The 16,802-nt window shown below is 60.5% G+C and carries 14 protein-coding genes and 1 pseudogene; 8 read left to right on the top strand and 7 right to left on the bottom strand.

The genetic code is table 11. The annotated features are described in order from the left end of the window. Positions 1-37 precede the first annotated feature (37 nt). The gene (locus TX23_RS15900; RefSeq protein WP_057703006.1) at positions 38-1,462 is read left to right on the top strand and encodes a polyurethane esterase; all 1,425 of its coding nucleotides are present in this window, start codon (positions 38-40) and stop codon (positions 1,460-1,462) included. A 59-nt stretch (positions 1,463-1,521) separates the two neighbouring features. On the opposite strand, the gene TX23_RS15905 is transcribed toward TX23_RS15900, so the two are convergent. Beyond that, positions 1,522-1,746: a YgdI/YgdR family lipoprotein gene (locus TX23_RS15905; protein ID WP_005788446.1), complete on the bottom strand. Its 225-nt coding sequence runs from the start codon at positions 1,744-1,746 to the stop codon at positions 1,522-1,524. A gap of 188 nt (positions 1,747-1,934) precedes the next feature. Between TX23_RS15905 and TX23_RS15910 the strand changes: the two genes are divergently transcribed. Together TX23_RS15910 and TX23_RS15915 are read left to right on the top strand one after the other, a co-directional pair. Beyond that, positions 1,935-3,581, top strand: coding sequence for a VRR-NUC domain-containing protein (locus TX23_RS15910; protein WP_057703007.1), 1,647 nt, complete (start codon positions 1,935-1,937; stop codon positions 3,579-3,581). Next, a complete protein-coding gene (locus TX23_RS15915; RefSeq protein WP_057703008.1) occupies positions 3,578-5,839 on the top strand; it encodes an ATP-dependent DNA helicase in 2,262 nt (753 codons plus the stop codon). Before TX23_RS15910 ends, TX23_RS15915 begins: the two co-directional genes overlap by 4 nt. A 103-nt stretch (positions 5,840-5,942) precedes the next feature. Here the strand turns inward: TX23_RS15915 and TX23_RS15920 are convergent, their stop codons facing one another. Together TX23_RS15920 and TX23_RS15925 are read right to left on the bottom strand one after the other, a co-directional pair. Further along, positions 5,943-6,893, bottom strand: a complete 951-nt coding sequence (locus TX23_RS15920) for an alpha-E domain-containing protein (RefSeq protein ID WP_057703009.1) — start codon at positions 6,891-6,893, stop codon at positions 5,943-5,945. A 2-nt stretch (positions 6,894-6,895) separates the two neighbouring features. Then, positions 6,896-8,305, bottom strand: a complete 1,410-nt coding sequence (locus TX23_RS15925; RefSeq protein WP_057703010.1) for a circularly permuted type 2 ATP-grasp protein — start codon at positions 8,303-8,305, stop codon at positions 6,896-6,898. A gap of 418 nt (positions 8,306-8,723) precedes the next feature. On the opposite strand from TX23_RS15925, the gene TX23_RS15930 reads away from it, so the two are divergent. From TX23_RS15930 to TX23_RS28675, 3 genes are all read left to right on the top strand, one after another. After that, entirely contained in the window at positions 8,724-9,269 is a 546-nt protein-coding gene (locus TX23_RS15930; protein WP_057703011.1) for a hypothetical protein, read from the top strand. Positions 9,270-9,354: 85 nt separating this feature from the next. Then, on the top strand, positions 9,355-9,567 hold the full coding sequence (locus TX23_RS15935) for a hypothetical protein (protein WP_057703012.1): 213 nt from the start codon (positions 9,355-9,357) through the stop codon (positions 9,565-9,567). 11 nt (positions 9,568-9,578) lie between these two features. After that, positions 9,579-9,713: a hypothetical protein gene (locus TX23_RS28675; protein ID WP_005788437.1), complete on the top strand. Its 135-nt coding sequence runs from the start codon at positions 9,579-9,581 to the stop codon at positions 9,711-9,713. On the opposite strand, the gene TX23_RS15940 is transcribed toward TX23_RS28675, so the two are convergent. Then, positions 9,704-10,051 carry a helix-turn-helix domain-containing protein gene (locus tag TX23_RS15940; protein ID WP_057703013.1) on the bottom strand — a complete coding sequence of 116 codons (348 nt, stop codon included), beginning with the start codon at positions 10,049-10,051 and terminating at the stop codon, positions 9,704-9,706. The genes TX23_RS28675 and TX23_RS15940 overlap by 10 nt on opposite strands. Before the next feature lie 55 nt (positions 10,052-10,106). Next, the gene (locus TX23_RS15945) at positions 10,107-11,453 is read right to left on the bottom strand and encodes a cation:proton antiporter (RefSeq protein WP_057703014.1); all 1,347 of its coding nucleotides are present in this window, start codon (positions 11,451-11,453) and stop codon (positions 10,107-10,109) included. Between the two features lie 196 nt (positions 11,454-11,649). Between TX23_RS15945 and TX23_RS15950 the strand changes: the two are divergent. Continuing rightward, a pseudogene (locus TX23_RS15950) lies at positions 11,650-12,825 on the top strand (pyridoxal phosphate-dependent aminotransferase); the annotation flags it as partial. A gap of 38 nt (positions 12,826-12,863) precedes the next feature. On the opposite strand, the gene TX23_RS15955 reads toward TX23_RS15950, so the two are convergent. Further along, positions 12,864-13,304, bottom strand: coding sequence for an Lrp/AsnC family transcriptional regulator (locus tag TX23_RS15955; RefSeq protein WP_057703016.1), 441 nt, complete (start codon positions 13,302-13,304; stop codon positions 12,864-12,866). A gap of 108 nt (positions 13,305-13,412) precedes the next feature. On the opposite strand from TX23_RS15955, the gene TX23_RS15960 reads away from it, so the two are divergent. Then, entirely contained in the window at positions 13,413-14,321 is a 909-nt protein-coding gene (locus TX23_RS15960; RefSeq protein ID WP_057703017.1) for a DMT family transporter, read from the top strand. Between the two features lie 76 nt (positions 14,322-14,397). Here TX23_RS15960 and TX23_RS15965 read toward each other — a convergent pair whose 3' ends face one another. Further along, positions 14,398-16,377: a peptidase U32 family protein gene (locus tag TX23_RS15965; RefSeq protein ID WP_057703087.1), complete on the bottom strand. Its 1,980-nt coding sequence runs from the start codon at positions 16,375-16,377 to the stop codon at positions 14,398-14,400. Positions 16,378-16,802: the final 425 nt, after the last annotated feature.

The raw sequence follows: 16,802 nt of genomic DNA on the forward strand, positions 1-16,802 counted from the left end.
CTTTCTCTACAAATCCAACAACAGAGAGGCACTACCAATGGGTATCTTTGACTATAAAAACCTCGGTACTGAGGGCTCCAAGACGCTGTTCGCCGATGCGATGGCGATCACGATGTATTCCTACCACAACCTGGATAACGGCTTTGCCGTGGGCTACCAGAACAACGGTCTCGGCCTGGGCTTGCCCGCCACCCTGGTCAGCGCGCTGATTGGCGGCAGCAATGCCCAAGGGGTCATCCCCGGCATCCCCTGGAACCCCGATTCGGAAAAGGCCGCCCTTGAGGCAGTGCAAGCAGCCGGCTGGACGCCTATCAGCGCCAGTACCCTGGGCTACAGCGGCAAGGTCGATGCGCGCGGCACCTTCTTTGGCGAAAAATTCGGCTACGGCACGGCGCAGGCCGAGGTGCTGGGCAAATACGATGACGCAGGCAAACTGCTGGAAATCGGCATCAGTTTTCGCGGGACTTCGGGGCCTCGGGAAAGCCTGATCACCGACTCCATTGGCGATGTCATCAGCGACCTGCTCGCCGCCTTCGGGCCCAAGGATTATGCCAAGAACTACGCAGGGGAAGCCTTTGGCGGCTTGCTCAAAAACGTCGCAGACTACGCCGGCGCCCAGGGCCTGAGCGGCAATGACGTCGTGGTCAGTGGTCACAGTCTGGGTGGCCTGGCGGTCAACAGCATGGCCGACTTGAGCGACAGCACCTGGTCGGGGTTTTATAAGGACTCCAATTACGTGGCCTACGCATCGCCTACCCAAAGCGCCGGCGATAAGGTGCTCAACGTCGGCTATGAAAACGACCCGGTGTTCCGTGCTCTGGATGGCTCGTCATTCAACCTGTCGTCCCTGGGCGTGCACGACAAGCCCCACGAGTCGAGCACCGACAATATTGTCAGCTTCAACGACCACTACGCCTCAGCCCTGTGGAACGTGCTGCCATTCTCCATCCTCAACCTGCCGACCTGGGTCTCGCACTTGCCCACCGGTTATGGCGATGGCATGACGCGCATCCTCGACTCGGGCTTCTACGAGCAGATGACCCGTGACTCCACGGTGATTGTCGCCAACCTCTCCGACCCGGCACGAGCCAACACCTGGGTGCAGGACCTGAACCGCAATGCCGAGGCGCACAAGGGCAACACCTTCATCATCGGCAGCGACGGCAACGACCTGATCAAGGGCGGCAGGGGCGCGGACTTTATCGAAGGCGGCAAAGGCAATGACACGATTCGCGACAGCAGCGGGCATAACACGTTTTTGTTCAGCGGGCAGTTTGGTAATGATCGAGTGATTGGCTATCAGGCGACAGACAAACTGGTATTCAACGATGTGCAGGGCAGTACCGATTATCGCGATCATGCCAAGGTGGTGGGTGGGGATACGGTGATCAGCTTTGGCGCTGATTCGGTGACGCTGGTGGGTGTGAGCAGTTTGTCGGGGGAGGGGATAGTGATCAGCTAAATCACAATGGTGGGAGAGAGCTTGCACTCTCCCACCATTGCTCAATGGTGAGCCAAAGATTAGTTTTCCTTGCGCACCGTGGCCACATCATCAGCCTTGATGCGAATGCGCTTGCCGGCGATGTCGGTGAACTCATAGAAACCATCAGCCGTCTTGGCGTTGGGCGTGTCCTTGGTCAAATATTGCGTGCCATTTTGCAATGTCACTACCGTTTGCGTGGAGCAACCGGCCAATACCAGAAAAGTGAGTGCAACCAGCGGAAGACCCAAATTCTTCATGTTCATAACCCTTACCTTTAACCCTGAAAAGTCCCGCAGCGTGTGGCTGGGGGCTATAAATGTTACGCGATCAACCCCCTCATCTGATCGTTTTTTTGCAAAAAGTTGCAGGCGCCATTTATCTATTACCGATTGCAACAACGGCTTTGCAACGGCACTCTGTATGCATAACCAGTATTTGATCCCTTTGCGCCATGGCCAACCCCCTCGAAGACCCCTTGTATTACCTGCATAACTTCCGCCAGGTCCTGGCCTGGCTGGGGCAACGCTATGCCGATCTGCTCGATGCGCACGAACAGCATTTCATTCAGCAATTTGACAGGTTGCCCCAGGCCTCCCAGGCGTTATTGGTGCGCATGGTGATGCGCAAGGGCGTGCATTTTCGCGGTGCCAAGCTCAATTATGTGGAAATCGGCTGCCCCCACGCAGCAGCCAGGCCATTGCGGGAACTGGGATGGGTGGATGACCAAAGCCCGCTGCCGTTTGCCACCCTGTTCGCCTTGCTGCAAAAGGGCGAAATCCTCGGCGCGTTCAGCCCCTGGATCGATCAGCCCAAGGGCAACAAGGCCGCCTGGCTCGAACCATTGGCGGCGCAGTTCAGCGAGCCGCGCAGTTTTGCCCAGTGGTGCCCGGGCGTAGACGATGTGCTTTATAGCCTTACGGTCATGGAGTTGTGTGATCGCCTGCGCTTGATGTTCTTCGGCAACCTGCACCAGGACTGGTCCGAGTTTGTGCTGGCAGACCTGGGTATCTACACCTATGAAAAAGTCGAGATTTGCGCCGAGTCCCGTGGGCTACGCACGCGTGACGACGTATGCGGGTTCCTGTACTTGCACCAGTGCCAGCAAGCGTTTGAAGCGGGAGAAGCATTGGACACGCTGCTGGTGCAGATCGCGGGCCTGCGCACCGACAACCCCTGGCTGGAAAAACGCCGCGCCAAGCTGTTGTTCCAGATCGGTCAGTATTGCGAACGCTGCGCCGAGCTTGTGCTGGCTGAGCAGATCTACCTGGCCTGCGCCTATCCCGGTGCGCGTGCGCGGTTGATCCGCGTCCTTGAGCGCCAGGAAGATTACGCCCGAGCGCTGGCCCTGGCCACCGCGGCCCAACAGGCGCCGCAAAGCGCTGCTGAACAGCAGCACTTGCTGCGTGTAATGCCGCGCTTGCGCCGCAAACTCGGCGCACCGGCGTTGCCCAAGGCCAAGCCGCAAGCTGTTGCACGCCTTGACCTGGAACTTGCCCAGGCGCCGCTGATGTCGGTGGAATACTGCGTGCAGGCGCACCTGAGCGAGCCCGAGGCACCGGTGCATTACGTCGAGAATGGGTTGATCAATTCGCTGTTCGGCCTGTTGTGCTGGGAGGCGATTTTCGCGCCGCTGCCGGGTGCGTTCTTCCATCCGTTCCAGCGTGGGCCGGCAGACCTGCACAGCGAAGACTTCCATCAACGCCGCGAGGCGTTGTTTGCCGCCTGTTTCGAGCAATTGGAGGATGAGCGCTACAAGGCCACCATCCGCCAGCGCTACGTGGAAAAATGGGGCATCCAATCGCCGTTCGTGTTCTGGAACCTGCTCAGCGAAGAATTGTTGGAGCAAGCCCTGGCTTGCCTGCCCGCCGAGCACTTGCGTCACTGGTTTACACGCCTGCTGCTGGATATCCGCGCCAATCGCACCGGGATGCCGGACCTGATCCAGTTCTGGCCTGCACAAAAGACCTACCGCATGATTGAGGTCAAGGGCCCGGGCGATCGCCTGCAAGACAACCAACTGCGCTGGCTGCAATTTTGCGGCGAGTACCAGATGCCGGTCACCGTCTGCTACGTGCGCTGGGCGGAGCAACCCGCTTGAGTTACAGCGTGGCCGTGCGGGCGTTGTGTGAGTTCACGGCCAAGGTCGGCGACCTCGACCTGCGCTTTACCCCGTCGCCCAGCGCCCAGGAAGGCATCGTCGGCCACCGTACGGTCGCGTCCCGGCGCAGTGCGCACTACCAGAATGAAGTCGCGCTTGAGGGGCAATACCGGCAGCTCAACGTGCGGGGCAGGGCGGACGGCTACGATCCCGACGCCAATCGCCTTGAGGAAGTCAAAACCTACCGCGGCGACCTCGCTGCCCAGCCCGCCAACCATCGGCAACTGCACTGGGCTCAGGTCAAGGTGTATGGCTGGTTGATGTGCCAGAAGCTCGGCCTTGAGGAGATCGACCTGGCGCTGGTGTATTTCGATATTGTCGGCGAGGGCGAGACGCTGTTGAGCCAACGTTTCGACGCGGCGCAGCTCGAATGCTTCTTCAATCAGCAATGCGCGCTGTTCCTCGATTGGGCCCAACTGGAAATGCAGCACCGCGATCAGCGCAACAAGGCCGCGCAGACCCTGGCATTTCCCCATGCCGATTTTCGTGCCGGGCAGCGTACGTTGGCCGAGTCGGTGTACAAGGCGGTCAGCACGGGCCGTTGTCTGATGGCCCAGGCGCCCACCGGCATCGGTAAGACCGTCGGCACGATCTTCCCAATGCTCAAGGCCCTGGCGCCGCAACAACTGGACAAGCTGTTCTTTCTCACCGCCAAAACCCCGGGGCGCAAACTCGCCCTGGACGCCGCCCAGGTGTTGTACGACAGCAGTCCTGATCTGGCGCTGCGTGTGCTTGAGCTGGTGGCGAGGGACAAGGCGTGTGAACACCTGGATAAAGCCTGCCATGGCGATTCCTGCCCGCTGGCCAAGGGGTTTTACGACCGTTTGCCCGCCGCCCGTCAGGCCGCGTCCAGGGTTCGCCTGCTCGATCAACGCAGCCTGCGCAGCGTGGCGCTGGCCCATGACGTCTGCCCGTATTACCTGAGCCAGGAAATGGCACGCTGGGCCGACCTGGTGGTCGCCGACTACAACTATTTTTTTGACTTCGGCGCCCTGTTATTCGGCCTGGCGCAGTTGAACCAATGGCGCGTTGCGACGCTGGTGGACGAGGCCCATAACCTGGTGGAGCGCGCCCGTTCGATGTACAGCGCCAGCCTCGACCAATATAGCCTCAAGACCTTGCGCGACACCGCACCCGAGCCGCTGAAAAAAACCTTGCAGCGCCTGAACCGCGAGTGGAACGCGTTGCACAAGGAACAAGTTACGCCGTATCAGGCGTATGCCACCCGGCCCGACAAGCTGTTACAGGCCCTGAGCCTGTGCACCAGCGCCATGGGCGACTACTTCAACGATCACCCCGAGTCCCTCACTGGCGACCTGCAAGCCTTCTACTTTGAGGCGCTGCAATTTTCCAGGGTGGCGGAGCTGTTTAACGAGCACTTCATTTTCGATATCAGCAAACGCCCGCTCAGTGGCAAGCGCAGCAGCTCGACCCTGTGCCTGCGTAATGTGGTGCCGGCCGAATTCATCCGGCCCCGATTGACGGCAGCCCGCAGCAGCGTGCTGTTTTCCGCGACCCTGAGCCCACGCCATTATTACGCCGACTTGCTTGGGTTGCCGGCGGATACCGCCTGGGTCGATGTGGAGTCGCCGTTCAAGGCCGAGCAATTACAGGTCAGTATCGTTGAGCGCATCTCCACACGGTTTGTGCACCGCCAGGCGTCGCTGGAACCTATTGTGGAGTTGATCGCCCGGCAATTCGCCGAGCAGCCGGGCAATTACCTGGCGTTTTTCTCCAGTTTCGATTACCTGCAACAAGTGGCGCAGTTACTGGCCGAGCGGCACCCGCAGATAGCACTGTGGTTGCAGTCACGCGGCATGGCTGAGGCCGAGCGCCAGGCTTTTCTGGACCAGTTTACCCAGCACAGCCAAGGCATCGGCTTTGCGGTATTGGGCGGCGCATTTGGCGAAGGGATCGACCTGCCGGGGGCGCGTTTGATTGGGGCTTTTATTGCCACCTTGGGCTTGGCGCAACTGAACCCTGTGAATGAACAAATGAAGGCCCGCATGGGCGCGATCTTCGGCGCCGGCTATGACTACACCTACCTGTATCCCGGCATTCAAAAGGTGGTGCAAGCGGCGGGGAGGGTGATCCGCAGCCAGCAGGACCGTGGCGTGGTGATGTTGATCGATGACCGCTTTGGCGAGGCGCGGGTGCGGCAGTTGTTGCCGCGTTGGTGGGCGATTGATGCCCTGTAGGAGCGAGCTTGCTCGCGAAAAACGTCAACGATACCGCGGGCTTTCTGATTAAACGCGGCGCCGGTGAGTTTTTCGCAAGCAAGCTCGCTCCTACAGTTTTGTGCTAGACCACTTCCAGGTAAGAGCTGTGTATCGCCCGGGCCAACTCGCGCACGGTGTCGATAAAGTCCGTCAACCGGGCGTGCAGCCCGGCTTCCAGAATCTCATCGATCCCGGTGTATCGCAGTCGCGCCTCGAACTCGGCTGCCAGGCGCTGCGCCGTGCGCCCGTAACTGCCGGGTAAGTCGGCGAGAATATGGCTCAATTCCTCGATGCACGCGTGCAGCGAGCGCGGAACGTCGCTGCGTAACAGCAGTAGCTCCGAGACCGAGCGTGCGTTCAGGGCGTTGGGGTATAACTCGGTATACGCTTCGAACGAGGACAGCGCACGCAACAGGGCGCTCCACTGGTAATACCCGCGAGCCGACAAGTCGCTGACTTCTTCGGATTCTTCACCAAACATCTCATAGCGTGCATCCAGCAGGCGCAAGGTGTTGTCGGCGCGTTCAACAAAGGTGCCCAGGCGAATAAACCGGTAGGCGTCATTGCGCATGATGGTGCCCGAGGTCGCGCCGCGAAACAGGTGCGAGCGTTGTTTGACCCAGTCGCAGAAGTGGCTGATGCCATGCCGCGCCAGGCCGCCGGCGGCGATACTGCGCATTTCCAGCCAGGTGGCGTTGAGGTTTTCCCACATGTCGGCGGTGATGCGCCCGCGCACGGCATGGGCATTGCCACGAGCGGCGCGCAGGCAGTTGTAGATGCTGGCCGGGTTTTCTTCGTCGAGGGCGAAGAAGTGCAACATGCGCTCGGCATCCAGGGTCTGGTGACGCTCCAGGTAGCTGTCCAGGGTGCCGCTGCTGAGCAACGACATCGCCAGTTCATCCAGGCCATCGCTGCGCCCGGCTTGAGGCATCAATGACAGTGAATAACTGACTTCCAACATGCGCGCCAGGTTCTCGGCGCGCTCCAGGTAGCGTGACATCCAGTACAGATCGGCAGCGGTTCTACTCAACATATTCAGCCCTCCACCACCCAGGTGTCCTTGGTTCCGCCGCCTTGCGACGAGTTAACGACCAGTGAGCCTTCCTTGAGCGCCACGCGGGTCAAGCCGCCCGGCACCAGACGGGTTTCCTTGCCCGAGAGCACGAAGGGGCGCAGGTCGATATGCCGGGGCGCAATGCCGTTTTCGACAAAGGTCGGGCAGGTGGACAGGCTCAGGGTCGGTTGGGCGATATACGCGTGGGGGCGCGCCTTGATGCGTTGGCGAAAGTCTTCGATTTCGGCGGCGCTGGAGGCGGGGCCGACCAACATGCCGTAGCCGCCGGAACCCTGGGTTTCCTTGACCACCAGTTGCTCCAGGTTGGCCAATACATGGGACAGTTCAGCGGGTTTGCGGCACTGGAAGGTCGGCACGTTCTGCAGCACCGGTTCTTCGTCCAGGTAGAAGCGAATCATCGCCGGCACGTAAGGATAGATTGACTTGTCGTCAGCCACCCCGGTGCCGATGGCGTTTGCGAGCACCACATTACCCGCGCAGTAGGCCGCCACCAGGCCGGGTACGCCGAGCATTGACTCGGGGTTGAACGCCTCGGGGTCAAGGAAGGCGTCGTCGATGCGCCGGTAGATCACGTCCACGGCCTTGGGGCCATCGGTGGTGCGCATGAATACCTTGAGGTCGTGCACAAACAGATCGGCGCCTTCGACCAGTTCGACGCCCATTTCCCGGGCCAGGAACGCATGTTCGAAAAAAGCGCTGTTGAAGCGCCCAGGGGTCAATACCACCACATTGGGGTTGTCGAGGCGGCTGGCGCTTTTCAAGGTTTTAAGCAGCAGGTTGGGGTAGTGGTCCACTGGCGCAATGCGCTGCCTGGCGAACACTTCCGGAAACAGGCGCATCATCATCTTGCGGTCTTCAAGCATGTAGCTCACGCCACTGGGGGTGCGCAGGTTGTCTTCCAGCACGTAATAGGTGCCGTCGCCGTCGCGCACCAGGTCGACACCGGAGATGTGCGAGTAAATATCGCGGTGCAGGTCCAGGCCGACCATCGCCTTCTGATAGCCCTCGTTGCCGAGCACCTGTTCTGCCGGAATGATCCCGGCCTTGATGATGCGCTGATCGTGGTAGATGTCGGCGAGGAACATGTTCAGTGCGTTGACCCGCTGGATGCAGCCGCGCTCGATCAGGCTCCACTCACTGGCAGGGATGCTGCGGGGGATGATGTCGAAGGGAATCAGGCGTTCGGTGTCTTGCTCGTCGCCATACAGGGTGAACGTGATCCCGGCGCGATGGAACAGCAAGTCGGCTTCACGACGACGCTGGGCCAGCAGTTCCGGCGGCGTATTGGCCAGCCAGCGGGAAAAATCCTGATAGTGCGCACGGCATACGCCGTTTGCGTCATTCATTTCATCGAAGAAAGTTCGAGCCATTCCAGTACCTTGTCAGTGCCCAGTGTGGCTTTGGGTGGCACTGCCGCTTAAAAAAACGCATGTTTTTATGAGCCCGTGGCTGAAGGTGCCAACAGGCCTGGTCCTTACTTTCTTATGGAGTCGGCTCTGGGTCGGGGGGTAACGCATGCTCCTGTTTTCCGGGTGGTGAATGGATAAAGCAATGCCTGTGCCGGAATGCGGTTAATCACCGGTAAACTTCCTGTCGGAGCGAGCTTGCTCGCGAAAAACCCACCAGCACCGCGTTTATTCAGGAAACCCGCGTCCTCGTTGACGTTTTTCGCGAGCAAGCTCGCTCCGACAGAGGGCGGCGGTCGCCCCAAACTGGTGCGGCAACCCACTTGAACTTCACCGAACCCCGATTCTTCTAAGAAGTTTCGTCACCTTGTGGAGCACCGTCGTGTCCAGAATCATCTCCCCCCACACTCCGGAAGCGGCTCTGAATGATCACAGCGAACACAACGCCAAGATTTTCGGTTCGCCCAAGGACCGCCTCGACTTCTACCGGCGCGAGATCCAGTACGAAACCAGCATCCTGGCCAACCGCACCGACGCCTACCTCACTGCGCAATCGTTCCTGGTGATCGCCTTCGTGTCCGGCATGGGCAACCTCAACCCCGAATGGGGCAAGCTGTTCACCCTGGTGGTGCCGGTGATCCTCGCCGCGCTGGGTATCCTCAGCTCGCTCAACGCCTGGCCGGGCATACGCGCGGCCTACCAGATCATTGATCACTGGCACTACAAGCAAAGCGAGTTACTGCGCAGCGAGCCGGTGATGGGCATGGCCTACGATGAATCGCCGCTGTTTTCCGAAATGGAGTCCAGCCACAAGGGCTATCGCAAGTCGTTGCTGTTTTCCATGCGTGCACCGTGGTTGTTCATGGTGTTCTGGCTGGTGCTGGGCATCTATGCGTTTTATATCCAGGTGGACAACCCACTGCGCTGAGCAATCCAACGGAACTTCACTCGCCCTTGCGACGCATTAGTTTTACGCATTACAGATTTTCCATCGGCCTGTGAAGAGGTGCGGCATGAACCCAGATAACGATCCCCAAACCAGCCAGCGCAACGACCCCGCCATCGACGGCGGCGAGCCCGCACCGGGCACCGCCGCCGATGCGCCCAAGGACCCCAAGCCTGCCAGCGACCCAAAGGCCAGGGAAAACGACTACAGTCCAGACTTCAAGCCTGAGCGCGAGCACAAGCCTGAAACCGATGCCGATATTGATACCCCGGGCGGCTAATGGAGACGGTCATGTCAAAAGAACTCGACGAAGAACTCAACGATCCCGGCAATGAAGACCCGGGTTCGCTGATGGATGATGCACAGGTGCCGCTGAACGATCTGGATGAAGCGGCCGATGTCGGCAATACCGACAGTCAGGATTGATCCGGCGGCGGGCCGGAGGGATCGGTGAATTTGAACAGGAGGTCTTCTTCCTGTGCTTGATCCAGCGAAACCTTCTGGCCCAGTACGCGGTTATCCATCAAGGTCTGTGCCTGGTCCCGGCTGATATTGACCACCGTGCTGCGCCTGCCGGTAATCACATACACCACATCCACACCGTGGGCAGCCAGTGCCGCCAGGTAGTCGGCGCGGGGCTGGTCCTCGCCCTGTTCATACTCACGTTGCTCCCGCGTGCTCACGCCACCGGCCTGCGCCAGGTACTGCTGGGAATACCCCAGGCGTTGGCGTTCCTCATGCAATCGTTGGCCTATTTTTTTCATTAGCTTGCTCGCCCTGTAGGTTCTGAGCGTTTGAAACTGCAGCGCGGCGCAGGATTCAATTTTTTTGCGCGGTGCGACGTTCATACCACGCCAGCAAGGGTTGAGTACTCAGGCCATGCACCATCACGCTCAGCGCGATCACCGAGAGGGTCAGGTTCACCGCCACCGCGCTGCTGGTGCCGATCAATCCATGGTTGAGCGCATAGAACAGGTAGTAGATGCTGCCGATCCCGCGAATACCGAACCAACTGACCAGGTTGCGTTGCCGCCGATCCAGCAGGCTGCCCCAAGGCATCGCAAATACGCTGAGCGGGCGAACCACACAGAACAGCAGCGCCGCCACGGGCACCGCGCGCCAATCCCAGTGGCTGACCAGCACGATGCCCAGGACGCTGACCAGGAACACCTCCATGGAGCGTTCCACCAGGCTGCCGAACGCCAGCATGTCGCCCATCATTACGCCGGCGGCAATCTGGGTGTCCTTCAACTGGCTGACGTCGCCGTGTAGCGCCTGCTCGGGCTCAATCTCAAGGTGGCCCACCACCGGCTGGGCGAGGTGCTCGGCCGGCGTTTGCGCATAGCCGGTGGACTTGACCTCGGCCTGGCGCAACCCCAGGCCCGCTGCGAACACCGACAGAAAACCGTAGCCGCCCAACGCTTCTGCCGTCACATACGCCAGGGCAATCAATGCGAGGGTAAGGTAGTCATTCGGTGACAGGGTGCTATCGGCATTGATCAAACGCAGGTGCAGGGTGACACGGCCAATGCCGCGGCCCATCCAGTAACCAATCAATAGCCCGGCCGGTACCGCCCACAGCAGGTTTTTCAGCACCCAGCCGCCTAACCAATGGCCGTCGAAACCGCCATGCTGCATGAACAACAGGCCGAAAATCACAAAGGGAAACGCGGTGCCGTCGTTCAACCCTGCTTCGCCAGACAGCCCGAATCGCAACGCGTCATAGTCTTGGGCGTTGTTGACCTGCACCAGGCCAGCGAGCACCGGGTCGGTGGGCGCCAGCATCGCCCCCACCAGCAGCGACACGCCCCACGCTAAATCAAACAGGTAGTGCAGCAACAGGCAGGTGCCGAGGATGGTCAGCAGCATCACGGGCCCGGCCATGCCAAAGGCGATGCGCCAGGTACGATGCTTGAGCGGCAGGCGCAGTTTCAAGCCGCTGACGAACAGCGAAAACAACACCGCCACTTCCGTCAGGTGCTCCATCCAGCGCGCTGAGCCCTTGAGGTCCAGGTGCAACAGGTCCACGCCCAGCGGGCCAATGGCGATCCCCAGCAACAGGCAAACCGCCGAGGTGGTCACCGGCATCCAGCGCAGGTAGGAGGAGGTGAGGGCGAGGGTGAGCAATACGGCGCCCAATACGGCCAACCATAGAATGAAAGTCATTGTGCGTGTTCCAGGGCCGTGGTCTATGCAGGTTTGAGAACGGCGACCGGAAGGGGGTTCAATGTGATTGCCTGCCAGGGGGACAAGGCCCTGTTTACCCATTGAACGACGGTTTGCTATGCACTAAGTTGAGCGTTTGTTGCCCGCGCGCGTATCCATGGATGTGCGTCTTTCTTCTTTAATCAGAGGCTCTGGCATGAGGTTTTCCCCCTTCGTTGAACACATTGCAGGGCAGGGCGTTGCCGCCTGGGACATCCACCACGCTGCGTTCGACGCTGCCAGCCAGGGCGAAGATGTCATCATCCTCAGCGTCGGCGACCCGGATTTCGCCACGCCGTCCTTTATCACTGACGCCGCCGTTAATGCCTTGCATGCGGGGGATTCCCACTACACCGAAATCGCCGGTCGCCCGGCCTTGCGCGAGGCGATCGCGGCCCGTTACAGCCAGACCCTTGCACGCCCCTTGGCCGCTGACAATGTCATCATCGTGCCCGGTGCGCAGAACGCGCTGTTCATCAGCTCGCTGTGCCTGTTGCAGGCCGGCGACGAAGTGCTGGTGCTCGACCCGATGTACGTCACGTACGAAGCCACGCTCAAGGCCAGCGGAGCCACCCTGGTGCGGGTGCCCTGCTGTGCGGAATCCGGCTTTCGCCTGGATCCGCTATTGCTGGCCGCTGCGATCACGCCGCGCACCCGGGCGATATTCTTCTCCAACCCGAACAACCCCACCGGCGTAGTGCTCAACCAGCAAGAGCTGCAAGCGATTGCCGACCTGGCCATCGCCCATGACCTCTGGGTAGTGGTAGATGAGGTTTACGAAAGCCTGGTGTTCGAGGGGCAATACCACAGCCTCGCGGCGTTGCCGGGCATGGCGCAGCGCTGCGTTGTGATCGGCAGCTTGTCCAAGTCCCATGCCATGACTGGCTGGCGTATCGGCTGGCTCATCGCTGCACCACAGATGGTGCAGCACGCCGAAACCCTGCTGTTGAGCATGATGTACGGCCTGCCCGGTTTTGTGATGGAGGCGGCGACGGCGGCGGTGGTGGCCCATGAGGAAGTCGCTGAGGGCATGCGTGAGACCTACCGACGTCGACGCGACCTGGTGGTGACCGCCTTGAGCGCCTGCCCAGGCATCCGGGTGCAGGCGCCGCAAGCCGGCATGTTTGTGCTGGTGGATGTGCGCGATACGGGCCTGGGGTCCCTGGATTTTGCCTGGCGCCTGTTTCGTGAAGCGGGCGTGTCGGTGCTGGACGCGGCAGCCTTCGGCGAGCCGGCCCAGGGGTTCGTTCGGCTGTCCTTTACCTTGGGCGAGGATCGCCTGGCGCAAGCCTGTCGGCGGATTGTGGGGTTTGTGGAAAAGCTGACCAGTGAGCGGGCCTTGCACTGGGCATGAGTACCTGAACAACTCATTTAGTCAGCCAACGGCGGCAAACGCCGTTTCACCGGGGTTTTCTTGACGATAGCGGTGTTGGTTTCGGCATAGGAATTAAGCCGGTCCAACAGCGTGTCGAGATGCTCCATGGTGCGCACGTGCAGGCGTGCGATAAAGCAGTCGTCCCCGGTGACCTTGTCGCACTCTGTGAACTCGGGGATCGCCTGGATCTGGCGCTCCACTTCCTGCAATTTGCCGGGCAGGGGGCGGATGCGCACGATGGCTTGCAGCAGGTAGCCGAAGTGTTTGGGGTCGATATCGACGGTGTAGTGGGTCAGCACGCCGCGCTCTTCGAGGCGCCGCAGGCGTTCGCTGACGCTGGGCGAAGACAGGCCCGTGATACCCGCCAAAGCCTTGAGGGACAGGCGCGAGTCGTCCATCAAGGCGGCGATCAGTTGTTGGTCGATGGTGTCGATCATGATGTTTGCCTAATAACAAAAGGTGATTATTGATTTTTGCCTTTTTTAGTCGCTGTAGCCATGTCGAGCAGATTGCCATAATTGGGACTCATTTGAGGAGCATCAATCATGGATACATCAATCCGTCGCGGGACCTGGGAAATGATCGCCGCCATGCTGATCTCCGGCACCATTGGCTGGTTTGTGCTGGTGTCGGGCGTGTCGGTGATCGAGGTGGTGTTCTGGCGCTGCGTGATCGGGGCGCTGACGCTGTTGCTGGTGTGCGCCTTGCTGGGTTATTTGCGCCTGGATCTGCTCAACTGGGCCAAACTCGGACTGGCAGTGCTCAGCGGCGTGGCGATCGTTGGCAACTGGCTGCTGCTGTTCGAGTCCTATTCCCGCGCGTCCATTGCGATCAGCACGGCGGTGTACAACGTGCAGCCGTTCATACTGGTGATGCTCGCGGCGGTGTTTCTCGGTGAGAAGATCACGCTGCAAAAAATGGCCTGGCTGACTGTGGCGTTCCTGGGCATGTTGGCGATTGTCACCGCCCATGGCGAGCAGTCGGGTGGCGGGAATTATCTTGCCGGCATCGCCCTGGCCCTGGGCGCGGCATTTTTGTACGCGGTGGCGGCACTGATCATCAAGCGCCTGAAGGACATACCGCCACACCTGATGGCGTTGATCCAGGTGACAACCGGCGCCGTGCTGTTGGCACCCCTGGTGCCGTGGCACAGTTTGCCTGTGTCGACCACTGCCTGGGCGGCACTGGCGACATTGGGCGTGGTGCATACCGGTTTGATGTATGTATTGCTGTACGGGGCCATCCAGAAGCTGCCCACGGCGATGACCGGCGCGTTGTCGTTCATCTACCCGATTGCGGCGATCCTGGTGGACTGGATCGCCTTTGGGCATCGCCTGGGGTGGCTGCAATGGTTGGGAGTGGCGGCGATTCTGCTGGCAGCGGCAGGGTTGCAGCGGGGCTGGTGGTGGCCCCGCAACCTCGGTAGGAGCGAGCTTGCTCGCGAGGAAGGCTAACGATAACGCAGCGCTTCTGGTTAAAACGCGGCGCTCTCTCGTTTTTCGCGAGCAAGCTCGCTCCTACAGATGAGGGTCAGTGTGTGCCCTGATAGATGAGGTTTTCCGGGTTGAAATGCTCTACAGCACTGCCCGGCTGCGGCAACCCAAGAATATGCCCCTTGATCTTGCCCACCACATGCATTTCGCAGGGTTTGCAGTCGAACTTCAAGGTCAGCACTTCGTCACCGTGGATCAATTGCATCGGTGCAACCTTGGTCTTCACCCCGGTCACACCCTTGGCCTGTTTGGGGCACAGGTTGAACGAGAACCGCAGGCAGTGCTTGGTGATCATCACCGGCACTTCGCCGGTTTCTTCGTGGGCTTCGAAGGCCGCGTCGATGAGTTTCACGCCGTGACGGTGGTAGAAGTCGCGGGCCTTTTGGTTATAGACGTTGGCCAGGAACGACAGGTGCGCATCCGGGTACACCGGAGGCGGGGTGGTCTCGGCCTTGCGTCCACCCCGAGGGTGGGCCTTGATGCGTGCGGCAGTCAGCGCTTCGATTACTTCACGGCGCAACGCCTTGAGCTGCGAGTTGGGGATGAAGAACGCCTGGGGCGCGTCCAGCTCGATGCGGGTGGCATGGTACTCGGTGGTACCGAGCTGGCCGAGTAGATCGCGCAGGGTGTCCAGTGCCTGTTCCGGCTTGTTGGCTACGCCAAACGGGCCGGACAGGGTGACACTGGCGCTGATGCCTTCTTCGCTGGTGGCGGTAACGTGCAACTGCTCTTCACGCAGACGCGCCACCCACGCCAGGCCGATACGGCGTTCGGCGGAGGTCTTGAGCAGCGCCTGTTGCCAGTTGTGGTCCAGGTTACGGTTCAATGGATGATTGGGGCGCAACTGATGCAGGCCGGCCGGCATTTCATTCGGCTCGACGCGGTAGCGGTAGCGCTTCTGGCCGTCTTCCTCGAACTCGCCCTTGGGCTCGGCGATGTTGGCGCGAAAGCCCACCACTTCACGCTTGACCAGCACATTCAGGCCATCGCCGTTGGACAGCGGCTCATGGGTGACCACCTGCAAGTCGCGCTTGCCGGCTTTTTCTACCACGCCCACCGGCAGGCCGGTGAACGTCGGGGTATCGAACGCGCCGATGTCGATCTTGCGATCGCTGACGAAGTAGTCGGTGCTGCCGCGGTGGAAGGTTTTTTCCGGGTCCGGCACGAAGAAATGCGCGGTACGCCCGCTGGAGGCGCGAGCCAGGTCCGGACGGTCTTCAAGGATTTCGTCGAGGCGCTGGCGGTAATAGGCGGTGATGTTCTTCACATAGCCCATGTCCTTGTAGCGGCCTTCGATCTTGAACGAACGCACGCCGGCTTCGACCAGCGCGCGCAGGTTGGCGCTCTGGTTGTTGTCTTTCATCGACAGCAGGTGCTTTTCAAAGGCCACGACGCGGCCCTGGTCGTCTTTCAAGGTGTACGGCAGGCGGCAGGCCTGGGAGCAATCGCCACGGTTGGCGCTGCGGCCATTCTGCGCGTGGGAGATGTTGCACTGCCCGGAAAACGCCACGCACAGGGCGCCGTGGATAAAGAATTCAATGGCGGCATCGGTCTCGTCGGCGATCGCGCGGATTTCCTGCAGGTTCAGCTCACGGGCCAATACCAACTGCGAGAAACCGGCCTGGTCGAGAAACTTGGCCCGGCCCAGGGTGCGGATGTCGGTCTGGGTGCTGGCGTGCAGCTCGATGGGTGGAATATCCAGCTCCATCACGCCCAGGTCTTGCACGATCAACGCGTCTACACCGGCGTCATACAGCTGGTGGATCAGCTTGCGCGCCGGCTCCAGCTCGTTGTCATGCAAAATGGTGTTGATGGTGGTGAACACGCGGGCATGGTATCGACGGGCGAATTCCACCAGCTGCGCGATATCGCTCACCTCGTTACAGGCATTGTGACGGGCGCCGAAGCTTGGGCCGCCGATGTAGATGGCGTCGGCGCCATGCAAAATGGCCTCGCGCGCAATGGCAACATCGCGGGCAGGGCTGAGCAATTCAAGGTGATGCTTGGGCAAGGACATAGTTTTTTTAGTCAGGCTTGTCACGGTCGAGGCGCGCATTGTAGCTGTGAAATGCCTGGGCGGCATCTACCGCAGGGCTATCGGGCCCAGAGTGTCTGACTGAGCTGCATCCATCCTAATGTGGGAGGGGGCTTGCCCTGATGGCGTTGGGTCAGCACAGATGTATTTGTTGAAGACCCTCATCGGGGGATAGGTATCTACACAATTCTTTCGTGCGACGCCGGACCTGGGGGAGGGGGCTTGCCTCCGATGGCGGCCTAAGAGCCGACCTGGATGCTGGGCTTTGATCGAGTACATATCCGTTGTTTGGGTAACGGCCGCTATTGGTTCCGCTTTTACAGCGGGTCACTTTGGAAAGGAGCCCCAAAGTAACCAAAGGGCTCTTGCCCCACCACTCGGCACCTCGCTTAGGCTCGGTGTGCCCG

The sequence above is a fragment of the Pseudomonas paralactis genome (assembly GCF_001439735.1).
Lineage (GTDB): Bacteria > Pseudomonadota > Gammaproteobacteria > Pseudomonadales > Pseudomonadaceae > Aquipseudomonas > Aquipseudomonas paralactis.

Coding starts and splice junctions, on each gene's coding strand:
- TX23_RS15960 (WP_057703017.1), top strand. CDS start 13,413: ATGGATACATCAATCCGTCGCGGGACCTGGGAAATGATCGCCGCCATG.
- TX23_RS15940 (WP_057703013.1), bottom strand. CDS start 10,051: ATGAAAAAAATAGGCCAACGATTGCATGAGGAACGCCAACGCCTGGGG.
- TX23_RS15965 (WP_057703087.1), bottom strand. CDS start 16,377: ATGTCCTTGCCCAAGCATCACCTTGAATTGCTCAGCCCTGCCCGCGAT.
- TX23_RS15925 (WP_057703010.1), bottom strand. CDS start 8,305: ATGGCTCGAACTTTCTTCGATGAAATGAATGACGCAAACGGCGTATGC.
- TX23_RS15920 (WP_057703009.1), bottom strand. CDS start 6,893: ATGTTGAGTAGAACCGCTGCCGATCTGTACTGGATGTCACGCTACCTG.
- TX23_RS15945 (WP_057703014.1), bottom strand. CDS start 11,453: ATGACTTTCATTCTATGGTTGGCCGTATTGGGCGCCGTATTGCTCACC.
- TX23_RS15935 (WP_057703012.1), top strand. CDS start 9,355: ATGAACCCAGATAACGATCCCCAAACCAGCCAGCGCAACGACCCCGCC.
- TX23_RS28675 (WP_005788437.1), top strand. CDS start 9,579: ATGTCAAAAGAACTCGACGAAGAACTCAACGATCCCGGCAATGAAGAC.
- TX23_RS15900 (WP_057703006.1), top strand. CDS start 38: ATGGGTATCTTTGACTATAAAAACCTCGGTACTGAGGGCTCCAAGACG.
- TX23_RS15905 (WP_005788446.1), bottom strand. CDS start 1,746: ATGAACATGAAGAATTTGGGTCTTCCGCTGGTTGCACTCACTTTTCTG.
- TX23_RS15955 (WP_057703016.1), bottom strand. CDS start 13,304: ATGATCGACACCATCGACCAACAACTGATCGCCGCCTTGATGGACGAC.
- TX23_RS15910 (WP_057703007.1), top strand. CDS start 1,935: ATGGCCAACCCCCTCGAAGACCCCTTGTATTACCTGCATAACTTCCGC.